Here is a 20,705-nt window from a genome sequence, read left to right as displayed (position 1 = left end):
ATGGTGAACTTTTATTTAATGGCTCATTATTTATCAAGAAAGATTTGAGTATAATAATTAATGAAAACGCCTGATCCTACATGAGTGAAATCATCATTCAAAATTAATTGACGATGATCTTCCGAATTGAACCAACCGTGGGCAGCTTCAATAGCGTCAAAATAAGCAGTTGCCAAGTTTTCGCCAGCTTCATTATATGAAACAGAATGAGATTCCAATCTTTCTTTTAACGAACCAAATTTTGGCGAATCATGGGAAACATAATTTTCGGTATACATTTCTTCACTATGCTCCATCGCTACAATGCTTGTATCCACATCCCATTCTAAAGCTGGCAAGTGTTCATACTGCCTGAAAACATTCACAATATCAAACAATTGCCTTGAATATCCTTCATTGCTTTGTTGAAGGACATATGAATTTAAGTTTGGCGTTGGTATTAAATCTCCTACAAAAGTCATCTCATATGGTCTATGCTTCACAAGCGTTTCACTATTCAGAAAACGAATTCCAATTAAAGTGTCGGTGAATTGATCAATATATAATTGAGCAAAAACTTCGTCAAATTTTACTAAAATCCGGGTGTGCATATCGTATTCCGTCAAAGAAAAGGTATAAATATTTTCACCAATATTGACAGTAATTTCCGGATTCACAATCGTCATTCGATAAATTTCATCAAGAGTCTGGCCAATTTTATATGGCGTTACATCCAATTTTTCTCCTGCTATGTACGCTTGGACAATCTTCCCGCGTTCCACTCCAAACATTGCAATGGATTTATTATCATAATTATAAACCCACCATTCATAACCAAAAGCACTTTTATCAATTCGACTCGGTTCACCAAAGTCCTTGTATAGCTTTTTACTTTCTTGATTTATGTATGTAGAAATTCCTGTTTCAGGTCTTGGCAAGGCATCCTCAAACCCCTCCGGAACGACTGTTTTAGGAATTACCGTTGACTTAGAATTTGGACCCTCCAAAGGTTTTAATTCATCGGTTGAATCCGATGTATAATAATACAGAATGGCTAAAGAAAAAAGGACAATCAATATTCGAAAAAGAGTTTTCATACGATTCATATCCTTTGCTATAATGGTTTCATTATACTAAATTTATCTTGTATGACACAATGTTGTCATTGCAACTCTTGAGAAATTGCACTATTATAAAATTATGCGTAAAATTTTGTGCGATGTAACTAAAGGAGGAACATTCATGTATTTCGAAAACAAAACGCTTGAAGATATAGTAGTAGACCAAGCAGTACTTGTTGATATTATGGAAAAAAACGGTTTAGAATGCCATGGCGCATGGGACTATGATCGTATGACATTTGACAAACGCTTCGATATAAAAGAAGGCCGTTATTATCTACGCGTATTCTGCACAGCAATTTCAGGTGACTGTGGAAATAACACTGCAACTTTAAAAATCTTAAAACCTGCACTTGGTAAATATTATTATCCACATGGTGTAGAATACGGTGATGATGAAGTATTCCCAGCACATTTAGTAAAAAAATGTGAAACGATTTTAGAAAATGTGAAAAAAGATTTAGCCGAATTAGGCATCGCATAATGCACTCATATATTCATTTATTTTACAAAAGAGGCGGTTGAATAGCCTCTTTTTATTTTTGCTTCAAATTTTACTTAAAAAATAGAAATAAAAAAAGGAGCTATTAAATTAGCTCCTATTAAAATCCAAATATTGCTTTAATGACAGAAGTCGTTTCTCCACCTTCATAAATAACATATAGAAGTAAATAGACAATAACGCCTGTAATAGCAGTAAAGAACCATATAATACTCGTAATCGGTCCTAGTCGATTATGAGTTCGATATTTTTCCCTTAATCCTGTCACAATGCTAACAATACCGAAAACAGCTCCTACTGTAGCTAATAGGATATGGAAAAATAAGAAGAACGTATAATATATTTTTAACTCTTCCGGTCCACCAAAAGAAGTATTACCAATAAAGATAGTTCGACTAGCATAAATAATAAAGAATATTAATGCACTAACACCAGCTGCTAACATTACTTTTTTATGTGCTTCTTTTTTTCCTTTAATGATTAGCCCCCATCCAATTGCAACTAAAATTGCACTGATTACGATGAAGGCTGTGCTAATTGTTGGTAAAATTGGTACACCCATACTTTACAAACTCCTATTCTTAATATTGATTTCTTTTTTTCGCTTGAAACTCACTATATGCTTTCGCAGTAATTTCTTCTTCACTAATTTTGTGTTCATCTCTCCACCAGTCGATGAATACAAAATACAGCAAAATTCCTAAAATTATTTCTTGGATAATTTTCATAAGTACTCCGCCCAATTGTTGGTCACGAATTGGTGATAAATTCGTAAACAATTCTGGACCAGATAGTTGAACTGTTGTACTTATGCTAGCTAGAGTTTGATCCGGCACACATAGAGCCATTGCTCTTAACCATGCTTCTCCATCAGTATATGTTGCATAGACAGGATCTTTTGTAAAAATAATTAATGCACAAGCAGGAGTTATGACAACAGCTGTAGCAATTATATATCCAATCTTGTACAACCCTTTTAATTTCGGTTGCCCTGGCACTTCATTCACAAGTGGCCAGTACATAAAAAAGGCAGATAAAAACAATACAAGACTAGCTAAACCATGTAAAGTTTCATCAATTTTAATGTAGTCAAATACTAAAGGAATATGATATACAGAGAAAGTTAATGCAAAACCCAGTACCGAAACGATCGGATTTGTAAACACTTTAATTAGTTTATTGACTACCGGAAACCCAACTACGACTTTCCAAACCCACCATGGAATTCCTTTAATAATCAATATTGGTAGTAATAGCAAATAAAAGGCCATTTGAACCATATGCATTGTAAACGTTATATTCGACATTAAATCAATCGGCGATCCTTTTATTACATATAAAAGCACGATTCCTAAAACAAAGTAAATCGCCTCTCGTTTCTTCAATGGTTCACTCTCTTTAAAATCACTTCTCCAACGAATTGTAATGAGAAAATAGACAATGACTAAAAAAATCAATGTCCCAATCATATATGGGCTCCACAAAGCTTGAAACCCAAATATACTTAAAGGCATATTATCGCTCCTTAAAACCAAGTAGTAAAAATAGCAAAGTTCTATTGACATTATATCATTATTTCACTATACGAAATGTAATAAAAAGGCCATCTTTTTGAAGAAAATATGATATTTTTCAAAAGTAAATATATGTAAGAATGGCTGCCTAGAAATTCTAGACAGCCATTTTCATTACCACCAAATAATTGTGTTAAATGCCAAGAAGAATGTGAATGCAATGACAGCTCCTACCCATACAAAAGTGGAGATTACACCGATAAAAGGTGCATGTTTATCATCCATATGCATGAAGGAATATAGTTGTAATACAACTTGAATACCAGCTAATAGTAAGATCACTGGTTTAATAAAAGTTGGTGCAAAGTCAGCAACAACTGTTGCAAATGCAACGAATGTTAAGAAAATCATAATCGCAAAATTAATAACTTGCTTGCGCATTTGTACTGCGCTTTTTCTGCGATCAAATTCGTATTGGGACTGGCTTCTACCTTGAATCTCAGTATCGTGACTCATATTATCCTAACACCCCCATGAGGTATACTACCGTAAAGATGAATACCCAAACAACGTCAATAAAGTGCCAATAAATGGACGCTACAAAGTATTTAGGTGCGTTGTATAGATTCAGACCACGACTAGCATTACGGACGATTAAGCAGATCATCCAAACTAATCCGATAATTACGTGAAGACCGTGCGTTCCTACAAGTGTAAAGAATGCTGAAGAGAACGCAGATTGAGTATAACCAAAACCAATGTGTACATAGTGATAGAACTCATAAATTTCAAGGGCAAGGAAGCCAAGTCCAAGAAGAACTGTTACTCCAGTCCAAAGTTGAACCCCTTTGAAATTATAGTTTTTCAAATGATACATCGCATATACAGAAGTTAATGATGATGTTAAAAGGAACATCGTCATCACAAAGGCCAATGGTAATTCAAATAGTTCTTGAGATGTGAACTGCATACCTGCTGGACCTTTGTTTCTCAAAGAAATGTATGTTGCAAATAAACTTGCGAATAACACAATATCGCTACAGATAAAAATCCAAATACCTACGTACTTATTTTTACCTTCAAGTGTTGCTTGTTCTGGGTGTTCTGGCCAAGTTTGAGGGGTGAATTTAGTATTTAGCATTATTTATTTCCCCCTTTTCCATAAAGCTCATTTTCAATTGCAATAATTTCTTCTGCATGTAAGTGATACCCTAAATCATCTTTTACTGAACGAATAATCATTGCAAGCACAGTAATACCAATTCCAATTACCATTACTGGTACTGACCAAGATACTCCATCTGGATGATATAATGCACCAAATGCAGCGACGAATAATCCGATTGACATAATAAGCGGTAAAATTGAGTTATTTGGCATATGAACATCGCCAAGTGGCTCTGCATATGTCATGCCTTCAGGATTTCCTTCTTGTTTTTCAATCCAATATGGGTCAAATCCACGAACAAGTGGAGTTTGTTTAAAGTTATAGAATGGAATAGGCGTTTTTAATGCCCATTCTAAAGAACGTCCATCTCCCCAGTAATCGCGGCAGTTTAATGGTTCCGATTTAATTGATAACAACATGTTAATAACCATTAGCACTACACCAATTGCCATCATAATCGCACCGATGGATGAAATGAAGTTGAATAAATCCCAACCTTGACCTTCCATGTAAGTGAATACGCGGCGTGGCATACCCATTAATCCAAGGAAGTGCTGTACAAAGAATGTTAAATGGAATCCGATAAAGAAAATCCAGAATGTCCAATAACCTAATTTTTCGCTCATTGCACGGTTGAAGAATAACGGCCAATAGAAGTGGAATGATGCAAAGATTGCCGTTACGATACCACCAACGATTACGTAGTGGAAGTGTGCAACGATAAAGTATGAATCGTGTAATTGATAGTCAAGTGGTGCAGTTGCCTGCATTACACCTGTTACCCCACCAGCAACGAAAGATGGGATAAATCCTAAAGCGTAAATCATTGGTACAGTAACTTTAATAGAACCGCCCCAAATTGTCAGAATCCAGTTAAATACTTTCATACCTGTAGGAACAGCAATCGCCATTGTTGCAACTGCGAAAATAGCGTTAGCTGTTGCACCAAGACCAGTTGTAAACATGTGGTGAGCCCAAACCATGAATCCTAAGAAACCGATTAAGATTGTCGCGAATACCATTGAAGAGTATCCAAATAAACGTTTACGAGCAAATACCGGAATAATTTCAGAGAATAATCCGAATGCTGGTAAAACTAAGATATACACTTCAGGGTGACCGAAAATCCAGAATAAGTGCTCCCAAATAATCGTATTACCACCCATTGTATGATCGAAGAAGTTTGCATCGAACATACGGTCAACTAACATCAAGAATAACCCTACAGTAAGTGGAGGGAATGCGAATAAAATTAATGTACTAGAGATTAGCGATGTCCAAGTAAATAAAGGCATACGCATAAATGTCATACCTGGTGCACGCATAGTGATAATAGTAACAATGAAGTTAATACCAGAAATTAATGTACCTGCACCAGAAATCTGTAAACCTAATACATAAAAGTCAATACCATGTCCAGGTGAGTATAAAGATAATGATGCATATGAAGTCCAACCAGCATCAGGTGCTCCACCCATAAAGAATGATAAGTGCAAGAATGTAGCACCTAAGAAGAATAACCAAAATCCTAATGAGTTCAGGAATGGGAATGCTACGTCACGAGCACCAATTTGTAAAGGTACAACCATGTTCATAAAGCCGAATAATAGTGGTGTTGCTGCTAAAAAGAGCATTGTTGTACCGTGCATTGTTAATAACTCATTGAAAGTACCGGCAGAAATAAAGTCGCTATTTGGAAACATTAGTTGAATGCGCATTAAAAGCGCTTCAAAACCTGCGATAGCAAAGAATAATAGCCCAGAGAATAGGTACAATACCGCAAGTTTTTTATGGTCAACAGTTGTTAAATAGTCCCAAATAACCGCACCCACGCCCTTTTTCTTTGTGACTGCTACTGAGCTCACAACTTTAACCTCCTTAATTAATCTCTATCTATATCTTTTAAATGATTATTTTTCAACTGATAAGCTCATTAAGTAATCAGCTACAGCACTTACTTCCTCATCAGTTAATTCTTTATACATGTCAGTCATTAAGTTGCCTGGTTTATACTTTTCAGGATCTTTAATCCATGCTTCTACGTTCTCTTTCGTATGCTCTAAGAATCCTGCAACACGGTTGCGATCACCAAATGTTGCTAAGTTAGGACCCATTGCACCGGCAGGGCCAACAGCAGATACTGCGTGACATCCTAAGCAGTTTTGAGCAAATACTGCTTCACCTAAATCTGTTGAATCAGTAGAAGCTGTTTGACCTTCTGTAGCTTGCATAGCAGCTACCCAAGCATCAAAGTCTTGACGACTTAATGATTTTACTTTGAAATCCATTAATGCGTGAGAAGGACCGCAAAGTTCAGCACATTTTCCGTACCATACACCTTCTCCATCGTTTAAGCCTGCAGATTCTTTATCGAATACTAGATAGAATTTATTTACGTTTTCAACGTTAGTATCGATTTTTCCGCCGATTGCAGGAATCCAGAATGAGTGTTTAACGTCAGCTGCTTTTAAGTTGAAGTAAACCTTTTCATTTGTTGGAACAACTAGTTCTTGGGCAGTGACAATACCATATTCAGGGTATTCAAATTCCCACCAATATAATTTTGCAGTAACATTTACTGTTAGCGCAGTTGGATTACCTTCCTCATCCACTTCATCCATAGCAGATACATCGGCAAATTTATAAGTAGCCAAAATAGTTGGAACAGATAAAATTAATAAAAGAATAATTGGGATAACTGTCCAAATTACTTCTAAAGTGTGGCTACCTTCCACTTGTTTTGGCATGTAATCTTCGCCGAGTTTAGAGCGACGGAATTTCGCGAAAGTAAGTAAATAAAGAACTGAAACTACTATAACTACTAACGTCATGATGCTTGTAGCTAGTAATAGTAGATTAAATTGCTCTTTTCCGACAGCACCAGATGGTCGAAGTGTTGAAATATACTCTTCACCACAGCCCGATAAAATAATAGCAAATGCTGCTAATAACGGGAAAAGAGACCATTTTTTAAGCCCTTTCTTCATAGCTTAATTAAACCCCTCTTTCTTTTGATTGTCTTGTCTAACAGGACATTATGGCTCTATCTATTTGAATTCTTTATTGAAGAAAGAATCCCTGATGGTATAAAACTGTTAATTAATGAGTGAAATTTTTACTGTAATTCATATCATCAATCAAACTAATACAACATATACTTAGTATAAACAGTACTTAATCTAATAATGGTGCTTAATAAGTGCAAAAACCGCTATTTAGCAGTTTATACATAAAAATGAAACAATAACCATATTAACATACAATTTTCATTAGATGAATGACATTTTTTTAAAATAAAAATTTAAATATAACTCCATGCATTTATTACATACATGTCCTAATGAAAACACAGTTTCCCCATGAGCTCCATTTTCACTAGCTCTGAGTTTACTATGACGATCATTATATTGGCAAGAAAATTCAATGCCTCAAAATTTCAGCCCGCTATTATTTCCCTCCTTTTTTTCCTTTCAAAATTGTAAGCTTTACTTACTAAATTCTACTATATCGAACTTTGTGCCAAATTTCTAGATTATAAGGTGAATTTTGTGTGAAACACCAAGTTCAATGACCTTAATTTCTACTTTACTACAAAGCATATTATAAGGAACTATCAATTAATAGTATTTTTGTGAAATCTTTTTCACATTTCTGTGAACAGTTTGTGAAATTTCATATCAATTATTTCGTGCGAATTCTTTGAAGTTGTCTTTTTTGTATGAATTCGCTATCATCATAAAAGCATAGCTTTTTTCATGCAATTTTTACAGAGTATAAAAGTAGGTGTCAATTAATGCAACACAGGTATTATTGGATATTAAAATGGGTTGCAGTAGCTACTACCCTTGGTATGTTGCTTATTCTATTAGGGGGAGCTCTCGTAACAAAAACGGATAGCGGTTTAGGCTGTGGTCGAAATTGGCCAGATTGTAACGGATCATTGATTCCAAAAGAAATTACTACTGAAGTGTTGATTGAGTTTTCCCATCGCTTTGTTACCGGGGCAGTCTCCATCCTAGTTTTAATATTAGTTTTTTGGACATGGAGATCTCTCAGTCACGTTAAGGAAGTTAAATTTTTAGGATTTCTAGCAATCTTTTTCCTTGTATTGCAAGCATTAATTGGTGCTGCCCAAGTGCTTTGGGGACAAGGCGATTTTATTTTAGCCCTGCACTTTGGTATTTCCCTTATTTCCTTTGCAGCCGTAATGTTGCTTGCAATGATTGTTTTCGAAGTCGATCAGAAATTTGATGCTGATCGGGTTATTATTCGTAGAAAATTAAAGTGGCATACCATTGGTGTTACCCTTTATTCATACATAGTAATATATACCGGAGCGCTAGTTAGACATACAGGATCAAGTTTAACATGCCCTAGTTGGCCGTTTTGCTATAACGATAAACCATTTAGTTTACCTAGCAAAATGTATGAATGGGTGCACATGGGGCATCGTTTAGCCGCATTATTAATTTTCATTTGGATTTTATATATTATGATTCATGCCTTTAAACATTATAAAGATCAACGGGTTATTTATTGGGGCTGGATTATCGCGTTTATTCTTGTTGCTTTGCAAATTATTGCAGGCATGTTCATTATCTTGACTCAATTAAATTTAGTCGTGTCCTTACTGCATTCATTGTTTATTACACTATTGTTCGGACTGTTATGTTATATGATTTTATTAGTTGCCCGTAGTTCTTATAACGAAAATAAAAGATAATTTTCATGTGGATTGTTCTCTTAATGAGAGGCAATCCATTTTTATTTCATTACTATTGAATCGAATCTTCAAATCCTTAAAGATATTCCCCAAGCAATAATTGCTATACTACTATATTTCTTACGCTCTAGAGAATTTATCAACCAAATATTAAAAAAAATGAGCGAATTAGAAAACATATCGCTTTCTAAATTCGCTCCATTTATGAAATTTCATATTCTTACATTATTCAAGTTCAATTAATAAGTCACCAGTTGAAATGGCATCGCCTGGTTTCGCGTAAATTTCTTTTATAACCCCATCGTTAGGTGCTTGTACAGTCGTTTCCATCTTCATTGCTTCTGTAATTAATAAATGATCTCCACGTTTTACACGACTACCATTTGATACAAGAACTTTTAATACCGTTCCAGGCATTGTTGCACCAATTTGATTCGGATTATTCGGATCTGCCTTAATAGCAATTGTTCCATCTGCTTCAACCGTTAAATCTTCAACTACGACTTCACGAGGTTGACCGTTAAATTCGAAGTAAATAACTCTCGTTCCATCGTGTTCTGCTTCACCAATCGATACTAATTTAATAATAAGTGTTTTTCCTTTTTCAATTTCTACTTCAATTTCCTCTCCGATTCTTAAACCATATAGGAATGAAGGCGTATCTAAAGCAGAAAGGTTGCCATATTTTTCAACAGCTTTAAAGTAATCTTCAACTACTTTTGGATAAAGTGCATAGGAGATAACATCTTTTTTCGTTAACGATTTGTTAACTTTTTTCTCCAGTTCTTCTTTCAATTTGTCAAAATCAACTGGTTCTAATAATTCACCAGGTCGAACTGTAATCGGTTTTCGATCTTTTAATATTACTTTTTGTAGTTCTTCAGGGAAACCACCGTGAGGCTGACCTAAATATCCTTGGAAAAATTCAACTACAGAATCAGGGAAATCAATCGTTTTTCCTTTTTCTAAAATGTTTTCCTCATTTAAATCATTTTGAACCATGAATAATGCCATGTCGCCAACAACTTTAGATGATGGCGTTACTTTAACGATGTCGCCAAATAATAAGTTAACACGAGAGTACATCTTTTTCACTTCATCCCAGCGATCAGCAAGGCCAACTGCTTTCGCTTGTTGCTGTAGGTTACTATACTGACCACCAGGCATTTCATGAACATAAATTTCTGAATGCGGGCTTTTCATGCCGCTCTCAAAATCTCGATAAAACTCTCGAACATCTTGCCAATAATAGGATAATTGCTCAAGAGAATCGATATCCGCACGTACTTGTCGATTTGAGCCGCTCATGGCATAATAAAGTGTATTTGCACTAGGCTGAGATGTTAAACCTGCCATGGAACTTAATGCCGTATCAACAATATCAACACCCGCTTCAATAGCTTTTGCATATGTGTAAATTCCATTGCCGCTCGTGTCATGAGTATGCAAATGGATTGGCAAGTCTACAGCTTCTTTTAGTTCAGAAATAAGCACATAAGCAGCTTCTGGCTTCAATAATCCCGCCATATCTTTGATGGCTAAAATATGTGCTCCAGCTCGCTCCAATTCCTTCGACATTTCTTTATAGTATTGAATTGTATATTTCGAACGAGTTGGATCTAAAATATCGCCAGTATAACAGATCGCAGCTTCTGCGATTTTGCCTGTGTTTCGAACTTCATCGATGGCAATTTCCATACCTTTAATCCAGTTTAAGCTATCGAAAATTCGGAATACGTCAATTCCTGCATTTGCAGCTTCTTTAATAAATTCGCGAATTAAGTTATCTGGATAGTTTGTATAACCTACCGCATTAGCACCACGGAACAACATTTGGAATAATATATTCGGAATTTGTTCACGGAGTTTCACAAGTCTTTCCCATGGATCTTCTTTTAAGAAGCGGTAACTCACGTCAAATGTTGCGCCACCCCAAAGTTCTAATGAGAAGAAATTATGCAACATGCGAGCATTATAATCTGCAATTTGATACATATCTTGGCTGCGAACACGGGTTGCTAAGAGCGACTGGTGAGCATCACGGAATGTTGTATCCGTTAACAATACATCTTGTTGCTCCTTAATCCAACGAACAACCCCCTCTGGACCTTGTTCGTCTAAAAGTTGTTTTGTTCCCCGTGGTATCTCAGTGTTTTTAATATCCAATTTCGGTTTTGTCGGTTTGACAAAAATCGGTTTCTTCTTTTTCTCAATTCCAGGGAAGCCATTTAATGTTACATCCCCGATATATCTCAATAACTTTGTACCGCGGTCTTTGCGTGTAGCAAAGTTAAATAATTCAGGGGTTGAATCAATAAAACTTGTATCAAAATCACCAGATAAAAACTTCTCATGTAAAACAACATTTGTTAAAAATGGAATGTTCGTTTTTACACCACGAATTCGGAATTCACGCAAGTTTCGATCCATTTTCGCAGCAGCTTCTTTAAATGTTCTACCCCAAGTGGAAATTTTGACAAGCAAAGAATCGTAATAAGGGGTTACAACAGCTCCTTGGAATCCGTTGCCTGCATCTAAACGCACCCCGAATCCACCGCTTGAACGATAAACCATGATTTTTCCTGTATCCGGCATAAAATTATTTGCTGGATCTTCTGTTGTAACGCGAGATTGAATCGCATGTCCAAATAAAGGAATTTCACTTTGTTCAGGGATTCCGATTTCTTTGGAATGAAGATTGTACCCTTCTGCAATTTTAATTTGCGCATGAACAATATCAATGCCCGTAATCATTTCAGTGATCGTATGTTCTACTTGAATACGCGGATTCACTTCGATGAAATAGAAGTCGTCACCGGAAACTAAAAATTCTACTGTTCCAGCATTCACGTATTCAACGTTTTTCATCAACTTAACTGCAGCTTCACAAATGGAGTTTCTCAAATATTCTGAAAGCGAAATCGACGGCGCAATCTCTACCACTTTTTGATGACGACGCTGAATAGAACAATCGCGCTCATATAAATGAACGATATTGCCTGTTTTGTCCCCTAAAATTTGCACTTCTATATGTTTCGGTTTAATAATCGCTTTTTCCACGTATACTTCATCGGAACCAAAAGCAGCCTTTGCTTCTGATTTTGCCCTTTCATAGGCACTCTGTAATTCGTCTTTTGAATGCACCAATCGCATTCCTCGACCGCCACCGCCAAGCGCCGCTTTAATCATCACTGGATAACCTACATCATCTGCAAAGCGCTCTAATTCCTCAAAGGATGAAACAGGGCCATCGCTACCAGGAATAACTGGAATTCCCGCAAGAATTGCTTGTTCCCTTGCTTTCACTTTATCTCCAAAAATTTCTAAATGTCTAGAATTTGGACCGATGAAAATAATACCTTCTTCTTCACAGCGTTTCGCAAATTCAACATTTTCAGCTAAAAAGCCATAACCTGGATGGATGGCGTCTGCTCCTGATTCTTTTGCGATTTCAATGATGCCTTCAATATCTAAATAAGCATCGATTGGACCTTTCCCAACACCAACGATATAGGCTTCATCAGCTTTATAACGATGGTGTGAAGCACGATCCTCTTGAGAATAAATCGCAACTGTCTTAATGTCTAATTCATTGCAAGCTCGTAAAACACGAATTGCAATTTCCCCTCTGTTTGCCACTAATAATTTACGAATTTTTCTCATTGTGTCCCCCTAAGTTTTCTTTTTTCTAGTTTCTCATACATAGAAACATTGATTAATATGCCCATTGCGAAAGATAGAACCAATATAGATGATCCACCGTAACTAATGAATGGCAACGTTACCCCAGTTAATGGAATTAGTCCCGATAAACCACCTAGATTAGTAAAGGTTTGGATGGCAATCCAGCTAGCAATGCCCGCTGATATCATTCTTGCTAAAGGATCTTTCGTAAGCAAAGCAATCAAAATTCCTTTAAATACGATAAATCCTAAACCACCAAGTACAATAATAACGCCTAACAAACCCAATTCTTCCGCAATTACAGCCATTATAAAATCAGTTTGCGGTTCCGGTAAATACCCCAGTTTTTGTACGGATTGACCAAGACCTACACCTTCTAATCCACCAGAACCAATCGCCATATAGCCTCGAATGACTTGAAGGCCTGAACCTTGCTCATACTCAAATGGATTTAAAAAAGCTTTAATTCTCCCAATTCGATTTTCTGTAAAAATTGAATCCCTTTTAAATAACGCTAAAATTCCAATAATGGCTCCACCAAAAAGTGCTAATTCCGCAAAAAATTTAAAAAAGGTTCGTATGCGAATTCCACTTGCGGCAACAACTGCTATAGCGATGCCAGAAATAATAAGCACAGCTCCAATGTCAGTTTCATTTGCCACAAAAAAGATAATCGCAATCCATACTATAATGGGATAAATAATATGGTTTGGGTGTAAGTCTACCATCGGTGTTTTTAAACTTTTGTTATAAAAGGCACCGGCAAAATACAGTATGATTATCAGTTTTGCGAGTTCTGAAGGTTGGAATGACATAATTCCAAATAAATTAATCCAACTTCTTGATCCCGTCTCGGCTTCACCCGTACCAAATAGCAATAGCCAAAACATTAAAGTGATAATTAAGCCAACCATAAACATCATAATTTTTTTCCTACTATAATGTTTATACGGGAAAAAAGCACCGAGAACAAAGGTAAAAAATGCAACCACTAAATTAAATAATTGTTTTTTATAATAATAATCCGGTTCTTTACCGTTGACAATAGCTACCATCATACTGGAACTATAAATCATGACAAGTCCAAATAAACATAGGAACACATATACGAAAAATAATGGATAATCAAAATTTCTAATATAGTATGAAATATATTTTCTCATAGTAAAGACCTCTTTTAGAAAAAAAACTCAAATCAAATCGATTTGAGTCTTCTGTTACTTGTTTGTGTTTGTATATGCTTCATGTAACAAGGACAATTCCTTTTCTAATGTATCCAAAATCTTCCTGCCTTGTTCACGTTCAATCAATCCCAACTTTACGGCGAAATCGATTTCACGGGATAAGCCAAACATTTGTGTATCCAACACTTCTTCATACAAAGGACACTGTGGCATCGTTAAATGGTCCATTTGCACTTTAATTAAACGAGCTATTTTATCTGCATCTTCCAATAACAATTCTAAAGCTTTTTCTTGGAAGGAAGCTTGTGTTTTTTTCTCCATGAGGACGCCCCCATTAATGTGATTTCTTCTATTCTATCTTTATAAAGTTTAGCTTTTAGCACATAAAAATGCAAGTAGCAAACAATAGGTAGAACCGTGATAAATGATTATTTCTTTATTAAGATAGAATCTAGCTGTATACTGATATATGTAAAATAGTTAAGGGGGATATTTAAAATGGAAAGCATCATTCCAATTAAAGGTAAAGTCAAGTATAAATTAACATTAGATCCATCCGTATGGATTTTTGATGATCGCAGAATTGATTTAAAATCTTATTTCACCAATCCGAAACAAGAAGAAGATGAAGATTTAAAATACTTATTTAACATGGGAAAACACTGGTCCCGTGAAATCATGGAAGGTGCAACATTCCCTCCTACATTAAAAACTGAAAGAAAATTTGACCGTCAAGGTATGAAAACTGGTACATTCGGAATGGAAATTAAATATTTTTTAAATCACGCTGAAATTGAAAAAGATGCAAATACAATTGTATTTGAATGCAAAGATGGTTCGGAACATGCTTTTCCAATTGAAGAAGCATACAAATTTATTTTTAAATATAGCCAAGATGGTAAGCCGCTAACAGAGGATGGACCTGTTCATTTAATTTTTGGAGATGGTTCAAACGTGGACAATCCTATCAAAAATATTTCCGCTATCCGAGTGGAATAGGATTGAGTGTATGCGTGTCCAATGTGTACTTTGTGATACCATCCACGAACTGGAAGACGACTCACCATTGGCTAAAAAATTAAGAAATCGACCAATACACACATATATGTGTGAAACATGCAATGATCGCATTACAACGAAAACCCTTGAGCGATTAGCAACTGGAAAATTTCGATTTTTCCGCAGCTCATCCAGCATTGATGAAGAATTATAAAAAATATCCAATTAAACAACATATGACCTATTATGAAATTTACTCTATTTTCATAATAGGTCATTCTTTATCAAGAAACAGTGATTCCCTGTTGCTGTTATTCATTTTTAATTAATCTTTTCTCTAACATTTCAACCAATTGATACATGAGTGTTGCAAAAATCGCGATAATGAGCAACGACATTAACACGAGATTGAAATTAAACACTTGGAATCCGTAAATAATTAAATATCCAAGTCCTCGGGAAGAAACAAGGAACTCTCCAACAATAACCCCTACCCAAGAAAGGCCAACGTTTACTTTTAATGTAGAAATAATCGTTGGGAAAGAAGCTGGTAAAATCGCTTCCTTAAACATTTGCCATTTGGTTGCATTAAATGTTTGCAATACTTTTAAGTAATTGGCATCCACATTTCGAAAAGATGTGTAGATTACAATGGTTGAAATGATAACTGAAATGATTGCTCCCATCGTGATGATGGAAGTCATTCCTGGACCAAGCGCTACAATTAATATAGGTCCGAGTGCCACTTTTGGCATGGAATTTAAAACGACGAGATAAGGATCTAAAATTTTTGAAACAGTTGGGAACCACCAAAGTATGGCCGCTAAAATTGTTCCGATCAACGTTCCAAGAATAAACCCAAGAACTGTTTCAAATAAAGTATAGTTTATGTGGATAAATATCGTACCGTCTGATACCATATTCGTTAACAACTTAAATATTCTGGAAGGTGCACTAAATATGAGCGGATCAATCCAGCGTTTAGAAGAAGCCATCTCCCAAAGTACAAAAAATCCTACTAAAATGAAGAGCTGGTAAAACTTGATCCACCGTTTTTCCTTTGCTAACCGTTTTTTATATTGTAAATGAAGTTCTTTAATGTTCAAGATGTTCAAGCTCCTTCCATATTTGTTGGAATAATGGGGAGTAGCTTGAATGACTGCGAGCTTCAAATGGAGTTAACGTTCTAATTTCTTCAGGTATATCAAACACTTTATGAATTTTACCGGGTCTTGCGGAAAATAGATAGATACGGTCACTCATAGCTATAGCTTCACCTATATCGTGCGTAACAAGAATGGCCGTTTTATTATATTGCTTTAACATTTTTGAAACGAGATCCTCAAGCTTTAATTTTGACTGATAATCCAGTGCAGAAAAAGGTTCATCTAATAGCAAAATTTTCGGATCTACCGCAAGCGTCCTGGCTAGCGCCACCCTCTGTCTCATTCCACCAGATAGTTCTCTCGGATATTTTTTCTCCACTGGCGGTAACCCAACATCTTGCAATAATTTCGATGCAATGCTCATATCAACATGTTTGTTTAGTAGTTTTAATCCGAGTGTAATATTCTCTTCAATTGTCTTCCAAGGAAATAAATAATCTTGCTGAAGCATATAGCCAATGGATAACTCTTTATTTCCATACACTTGCTGATTTTCTATGAACACGTTTCCATAGGTCGGTTGAAATAATCCTGCTATTATGGATAACAATGTTGTTTTTCCACAACCACTCGGACCAATAAAGGAAACAAACTCTCCTTCTTCTATCGTTAAATGAATATCCCGTAACGCTTCCGTTGCCGCATCCTTTGAAAAATACGTATGGCTGACATGTTCTACAACTAAGAAACTCATATTACTTCGAAACCTTCTCTGCGAAAGTTGTATCTACTAGTTTCGAATAATCCATGCGCATCGGAAGTTCCCCTGCTTCATCCATAATGTCTTGCAAGTTATTCCACTCTTCTTCATCTAAAATTGGATCTTTGGCATAGGATTCTTGCTGGCGATAACGTTCTACAACTTGTGCAATCAATTCAATGTCCGTATCTTCAAAGAATGGCTGAATCGCTTTTGCCACCTCTTCTGCAGGTGCTTCATATACATAGTCTTGTGCTTTTTTAATAGCTCTTGTAAATTTCTCTGCCACTTCCGGATTTTTCTTTAAGTAGCTTTCTTTCGCCATAAACACCGTATATGGCACATGGCCGGATTCTGTACCAAAGGATGCAACTACATGGCCAATACCCTCTTTTTCAAACACACTTGCTGTCGGTTCGAATAGCTGTACGAATTCACCAGTACCGGATGCAAAGGCATGGGGGAACAAAAGACATTACTGAAAATGAAGGAGAAAGTAAAAATGAAGCAAGTAATATTTCATAGCGTTTTTACTAATTGGGGAACGAAAGTGGATTTTACACGAGAACCTCCTTATTGAACCATCCCCTATTAGCTATGCTAGCAGTGGAGGAAAGTTCAATAAGTCAGTTACCTGAATGGTTTTTTAAATAATTAAATTATTTAGAACATCGAAAGTCATAGATTTACCAAATTATAAATTTTCTGTATCCAATCTCTTACTTCTAATTTTCGCTTTTCATAACTTATTCCATAATCTAATTCTAAGGAATGTAACTCAGGAGGTAACAGCTGTAGTTGAGAACGAATCAATGCATTGCCTTCTGCTTCTTCATCTATTAAATAGACGATTGTTTTTCTATCAATTGTAACTAGAGATCGAGCAGAAAATTCAATATGATTTATTTCCACTTCAATATGGCCCCTAGCGTTAATTGGACAACGAATATGTTTGCCTTTAACAGAGATAGAAAGTGAATCTTCAAAATCTTTTAATTGTTCTTCGCTTATATGATATAGGTGAAAATAAAAATCTTCGAGCTTTCTATTATTCTCCCTATTCACATCATAAGCTTCATAACGAAATAATATTTTTCTTCCATCATCACAATCTAAAGTTTTAGGAATATCCTCTTCAGGAATACCATACCTTTCAATTTCAAACGCACTTAATTTATCTTTGACTAAATTGTTAATAACATAATAATCTAATCCGCAACCATAAGTAGCTAATAGTATTTTTTCCAAATTTATTCAGAACCCCATTTCGGTAAACTGTTATGTTGAAGTTGTATCTGACCGTAATGTTCATTAAAATTATCATCTCGAAGATGCCAATGCCATGTTGTAGTATTTCTACTAGGGTTTATATTAACATGGAAACGGATAAAATCCCCCTTATCATCTTGTATAGAAAGTATATGTTCACCTTGATTAATTTGTCCATTATCATATTCAGGACCTTTGTGGCCTTTATAACCATATTTTTTTGTAGCGTTTTCAGCAGCATCTTGGAATTTTGGGATTACTTTTTTTCTACTTCATCTCCTATACGTTCTTGAATTTTTTTCCCATTTTTTTCTTAACAGCTTGACTTACTAGTACACGGACCAAACTACCCCAAATAGTAGGTTGAATAATAGCATCATTTGAAGATAAGGTTCTAGCATTTACATTGTTATTAATTTGATCTGTATTTAAAAAATATAGTAGTAAAGCGGTATTTTCATCTTCAATATTATAAGAATCTAATTCTTCTTGATCAACAATCTCCATAAATAGCTCTTTGTTGTTTGAGATTAGTTCTAGACTCTTTTCTAAATCTTCATCAGATATATGCCATTTTTGTTGCAATTTTTCAATTTCATTTTCCTTAGCAAAACTAAAAATTGGAGTAGTTGTTACTATTAGTTAGAAAATCAAAGCAACAGAGATTAATTTAATAACTCAACTTTCGCAGAGTAATATCTTATTGCAACTCTTGATATGACTGTTTTATATCGTCTTTCATTATTTCTCTTGTTTTTTATTGATTTTATTTTTTTAAAAGAAAAAGACACCTATCTTTTGGTAAAATTATGGTGAACAAACCAAATACCAAAGAAGGTGTCACCATTATGATAACGAAAAAAGATACTTTTGCACAACTACCAAAAGAACTTGAACGAAGATTTTCTGAATTAAATATAGGCAAACATTTGAGAAAAGCGAGAATTACTAAGGGATTTGGTTATTCATGCTTATCTATTTTCCGTCTTATTTTTTTGCTTGTTTTCCAATATAAAAATTGGTTTCAAGCACTTCAAAGTAAGAAAGCCGTGGACTTACCTAAAAAAGATACGATCTACCGTTTTCTAAATTCATCTACTTATGCTTGGCGAACTTTTTTACTTTCCTTATGTCAAGATCTTACTGGACGTATAAAAAAGCTTACATCAAACAACAGAGTGAAGGTGTTTATTGTTGATGATTCACTCTTTTCACGCAACCGAAGCAAGTCTGTTGAACTTCTTTCACGAGTATTTGATCATACAGAGAAACGATTCTATAAGGGGTTTCAGTTGCTTACTCTTGGTTGGTCTGATGGATATTCTTTTCTACCTGTAGACTTTGCTTTATTGAGTTCAGCGAAAAAGGAAAATCAACTTAACGGGGTCGATGAATCCATTGATAAACGCACTTCCGGCTACAAGCGTCGTCTTGAAGCACAACAAGATAAGCCAAGCGTTGTCTCTGCTTTATTGGATCATGCCTTAAATGCAGGAATTACAGCTGATTATGTGTTAATGGATACTTGGTTTACGCATGAGCCTTTGATTGAAAAAATCACGGATAAAGGTTTATTTGTCATTGGTATGGTCAAGCAGCTAAAACAACGTTATTTCATAGATGGTGAAGCCCATACTCTGGATGAACTCTTTAAAAAAGCAAAGCGTACCATGGAAAAGAAAGACCTACTCGGTTCGATCCATGTTCATCTTGCAAAAGGACGACAAGTCAAGATTGTATTCGTGCGTAACCGCAATAAAAAGAGTGAATGGTTAGCCATTTTGAGTACAGATACCACACTTTCAGATGAAGAAATTGTGCGTATTTACGGGATGCGCTGGGACATCGAAACATTTTTCAAGTGTACCAAATCATTGCTTAACCTAGCAAAAGAATTTCAAGGTCGTTCGTATGATCTGTTGATTAGTCATACAACGATTGTGTTTACTCGCTTTATACTCTTAGAGTGGGAGCGTAGACAAAACAACGATCCTAAAACGATTGGAAATCTCTTTTTTCTATTATGTGAAGATGTAAAAGATATGAATCTAGAGAGTGCATTGAATCAATTATTAGCGATCTTCCAAACATTAGCAGAAGCTAATGTTTGTTTGAACATGGAATTATTTAAAAGTAAAGTACAAGAATGGATTGCGTCTTTACCCAATTACATCAAGAGATGTCTGACAATATCTGTGTGCGAAAGTTGAGTTAATAATATTCTTCATTTTTCCATCGTATTCTTTCTTCAATTAATTATTAGAGAGATTATTTTTTCTTCTTGCTACAATTCTGAAACACTGGCAGAATCTGTGTCGCTGAGAATTATAATAAGAAAGTAACGTTAATTATGTAGTAAATCTATTTTTCCAAGTCATTCCATCTCCTATATAATAAATTTTTACATAAATAGAAATTTTTATAAATGAATTCGACAAAACTAGTAATAATATTACATAAATTTACAACACATTATCACGAAGTAATTTAATAAAGGACTTGGAGAAATTGATGTAAATACCTTAAAAATAGGCCTTTCTTGTGAAATAATTTCCCTGTCCTGTTGTAAGTTCAATAAACTGCTTCTAATAAAGTAACTACATAAATGTTCTAAAAAAGACAATAAGAAATTAGAATTATCAGTGAGAGGTAACTTATTCAAAGAGATTGTCAAAGTTAAAAGATCAATTGTCATT

The 20,705-nt window shown here is 35.2% G+C and carries 20 protein-coding genes and 1 pseudogene; 5 read left to right on the top strand and 16 right to left on the bottom strand.

The genetic code is table 11. The annotated features are described in order from the left end of the window. Nucleotides 1-26: 26 nt before the first annotated feature. Entirely contained in the window at nt 27-1,076 is a 1,050-nt protein-coding gene (locus tag UtA1_RS07555) for a CAP domain-containing protein (RefSeq protein ID WP_096550577.1), read from the bottom strand. Nucleotides 1,077-1,221: 145 nt separating this feature from the next. Between UtA1_RS07555 and UtA1_RS07550 the strand changes: the two genes are divergently transcribed. After that, complete coding sequence (locus UtA1_RS07550) at nt 1,222-1,584, top strand: YugN family protein (RefSeq protein WP_096550576.1); 363 nt, start codon at nt 1,222-1,224, stop codon at nt 1,582-1,584. Nucleotides 1,585-1,702: 118 nt separating this feature from the next. Here the strand turns inward: UtA1_RS07550 and UtA1_RS07545 are convergent, their stop codons facing one another. The 6 genes from UtA1_RS07545 to coxB all read right to left on the bottom strand — a co-directional run bounded on the left by UtA1_RS07545 (nt 1,703) and on the right by coxB (nt 7,271). Next, complete coding sequence (locus UtA1_RS07545) at nt 1,703-2,164, bottom strand: DUF420 domain-containing protein (protein ID WP_016837535.1); 462 nt, start codon at nt 2,162-2,164, stop codon at nt 1,703-1,705. A gap of 19 nt (nt 2,165-2,183) precedes the next feature. After that, on the bottom strand, nt 2,184-3,116 hold the full coding sequence (gene ctaG / locus UtA1_RS07540) for a cytochrome c oxidase assembly factor CtaG (protein WP_096550575.1): 933 nt from the start codon (nt 3,114-3,116) through the stop codon (nt 2,184-2,186). Nucleotides 3,117-3,290: 174 nt separating this feature from the next. Continuing rightward, on the bottom strand, nt 3,291-3,632 hold the full coding sequence (locus tag UtA1_RS07535) for a cytochrome C oxidase subunit IV family protein (RefSeq protein WP_016837537.1): 342 nt from the start codon (nt 3,630-3,632) through the stop codon (nt 3,291-3,293). Between the two features lies 1 nt (nt 3,633). Beyond that, nucleotides 3,634-4,260, bottom strand: a complete 627-nt coding sequence (locus UtA1_RS07530) for a cytochrome (ubi)quinol oxidase subunit III (RefSeq protein WP_096550574.1) — start codon at nt 4,258-4,260, stop codon at nt 3,634-3,636. Further along, nucleotides 4,257-6,149, bottom strand: coding sequence for a cytochrome c oxidase subunit I (locus UtA1_RS07525; protein WP_096550573.1), 1,893 nt, complete (start codon nt 6,147-6,149; stop codon nt 4,257-4,259). Before UtA1_RS07525 ends, UtA1_RS07530 begins: the two co-directional genes overlap by 4 nt. Before the next feature lie 45 nt (nt 6,150-6,194). Then, a complete protein-coding gene (gene coxB, locus UtA1_RS07520) occupies nt 6,195-7,271 on the bottom strand; it encodes a cytochrome c oxidase subunit II (protein ID WP_096550572.1) in 1,077 nt (358 codons plus the stop codon). Between the two features lie 806 nt (nt 7,272-8,077). On the opposite strand from coxB, the gene UtA1_RS07515 reads away from it, so the two are divergent. Further along, nucleotides 8,078-9,007, top strand: a complete 930-nt coding sequence (locus UtA1_RS07515; protein ID WP_016837541.1) for a COX15/CtaA family protein — start codon at nt 8,078-8,080, stop codon at nt 9,005-9,007. Nucleotides 9,008-9,232: 225 nt separating this feature from the next. Here UtA1_RS07515 and pyc read toward each other — a convergent pair whose 3' ends face one another. The 3 genes from pyc to UtA1_RS07500 are packed head-to-tail and all read right to left on the bottom strand — an operon-like array spanning nt 9,233 to nt 14,196. Beyond that, on the bottom strand, nt 9,233-12,670 hold the full coding sequence (pyc, locus tag UtA1_RS07510; RefSeq protein ID WP_016837542.1) for a pyruvate carboxylase: 3,438 nt from the start codon (nt 12,668-12,670) through the stop codon (nt 9,233-9,235). Further along, nucleotides 12,667-13,854: an FtsW/RodA/SpoVE family cell cycle protein gene (locus UtA1_RS07505; protein ID WP_016837543.1), complete on the bottom strand. Its 1,188-nt coding sequence runs from the start codon at nt 13,852-13,854 to the stop codon at nt 12,667-12,669. Before UtA1_RS07505 ends, pyc begins: the two co-directional genes overlap by 4 nt. A 54-nt stretch (nt 13,855-13,908) precedes the next feature. Next, the gene (locus UtA1_RS07500) at nt 13,909-14,196 is read right to left on the bottom strand and encodes a YlaN family protein (RefSeq protein WP_016837544.1); all 288 of its coding nucleotides are present in this window, start codon (nt 14,194-14,196) and stop codon (nt 13,909-13,911) included. Between the two features lie 177 nt (nt 14,197-14,373). On the opposite strand from UtA1_RS07500, the gene UtA1_RS07495 reads away from it, so the two are divergent. Further along, entirely contained in the window at nt 14,374-14,874 is a 501-nt protein-coding gene (locus UtA1_RS07495) for a molybdopterin-binding protein (RefSeq protein ID WP_096550571.1), read from the top strand. 10 nt (nt 14,875-14,884) lie between these two features. After that, a complete protein-coding gene (locus UtA1_RS07490) occupies nt 14,885-15,088 on the top strand; it encodes a YlaI family protein (protein WP_016837546.1) in 204 nt (67 codons plus the stop codon). Nucleotides 15,089-15,185: 97 nt separating this feature from the next. Here the strand turns inward: UtA1_RS07490 and UtA1_RS07485 are convergent, their stop codons facing one another. The 6 genes and pseudogenes from UtA1_RS07485 to UtA1_RS07460 all read right to left on the bottom strand — a co-directional run bounded on the left by UtA1_RS07485 (nt 15,186) and on the right by UtA1_RS07460 (nt 18,594). Further along, a complete protein-coding gene (locus tag UtA1_RS07485) occupies nt 15,186-15,980 on the bottom strand; it encodes an ABC transporter permease (protein WP_016837547.1) in 795 nt (264 codons plus the stop codon). Continuing rightward, the gene (locus tag UtA1_RS07480) at nt 15,970-16,734 is read right to left on the bottom strand and encodes an ABC transporter ATP-binding protein (RefSeq protein WP_016837548.1); all 765 of its coding nucleotides are present in this window, start codon (nt 16,732-16,734) and stop codon (nt 15,970-15,972) included. Before UtA1_RS07480 ends, UtA1_RS07485 begins: the two co-directional genes overlap by 11 nt. Before the next feature lies 1 nt (nt 16,735). Next, a pseudogene (locus UtA1_RS07475) lies at nt 16,736-17,200 on the bottom strand (ABC transporter substrate-binding protein); the annotation flags it as partial. A gap of 218 nt (nt 17,201-17,418) precedes the next feature. Continuing rightward, nucleotides 17,419-17,988, bottom strand: coding sequence for a hypothetical protein (locus UtA1_RS07470; RefSeq protein ID WP_016837551.1), 570 nt, complete (start codon nt 17,986-17,988; stop codon nt 17,419-17,421). A gap of 2 nt (nt 17,989-17,990) precedes the next feature. Next, nucleotides 17,991-18,266, bottom strand: a complete 276-nt coding sequence (locus UtA1_RS18040; protein ID WP_126434567.1) for a YpjP family protein — start codon at nt 18,264-18,266, stop codon at nt 17,991-17,993. A gap of 22 nt (nt 18,267-18,288) precedes the next feature. Continuing rightward, a complete protein-coding gene (locus tag UtA1_RS07460) occupies nt 18,289-18,594 on the bottom strand; it encodes a hypothetical protein (RefSeq protein WP_096550570.1) in 306 nt (101 codons plus the stop codon). A gap of 263 nt (nt 18,595-18,857) precedes the next feature. Between UtA1_RS07460 and UtA1_RS07455 the strand changes: the two genes are divergently transcribed. Further along, nucleotides 18,858-20,219, top strand: coding sequence for an IS4 family transposase (locus tag UtA1_RS07455; protein ID WP_096550514.1), 1,362 nt, complete (start codon nt 18,858-18,860; stop codon nt 20,217-20,219). The last annotated feature ends 486 nt before the right edge of the window (nt 20,220-20,705 follow it).

The sequence above is a fragment of the Ureibacillus thermosphaericus genome, from assembly GCF_002370195.2.
GTDB lineage: Bacteria > Bacillota > Bacilli > Bacillales_A > Planococcaceae > Ureibacillus > Ureibacillus thermosphaericus.
This window is presented reverse-complemented; position numbering and strand designations above follow the sequence as displayed.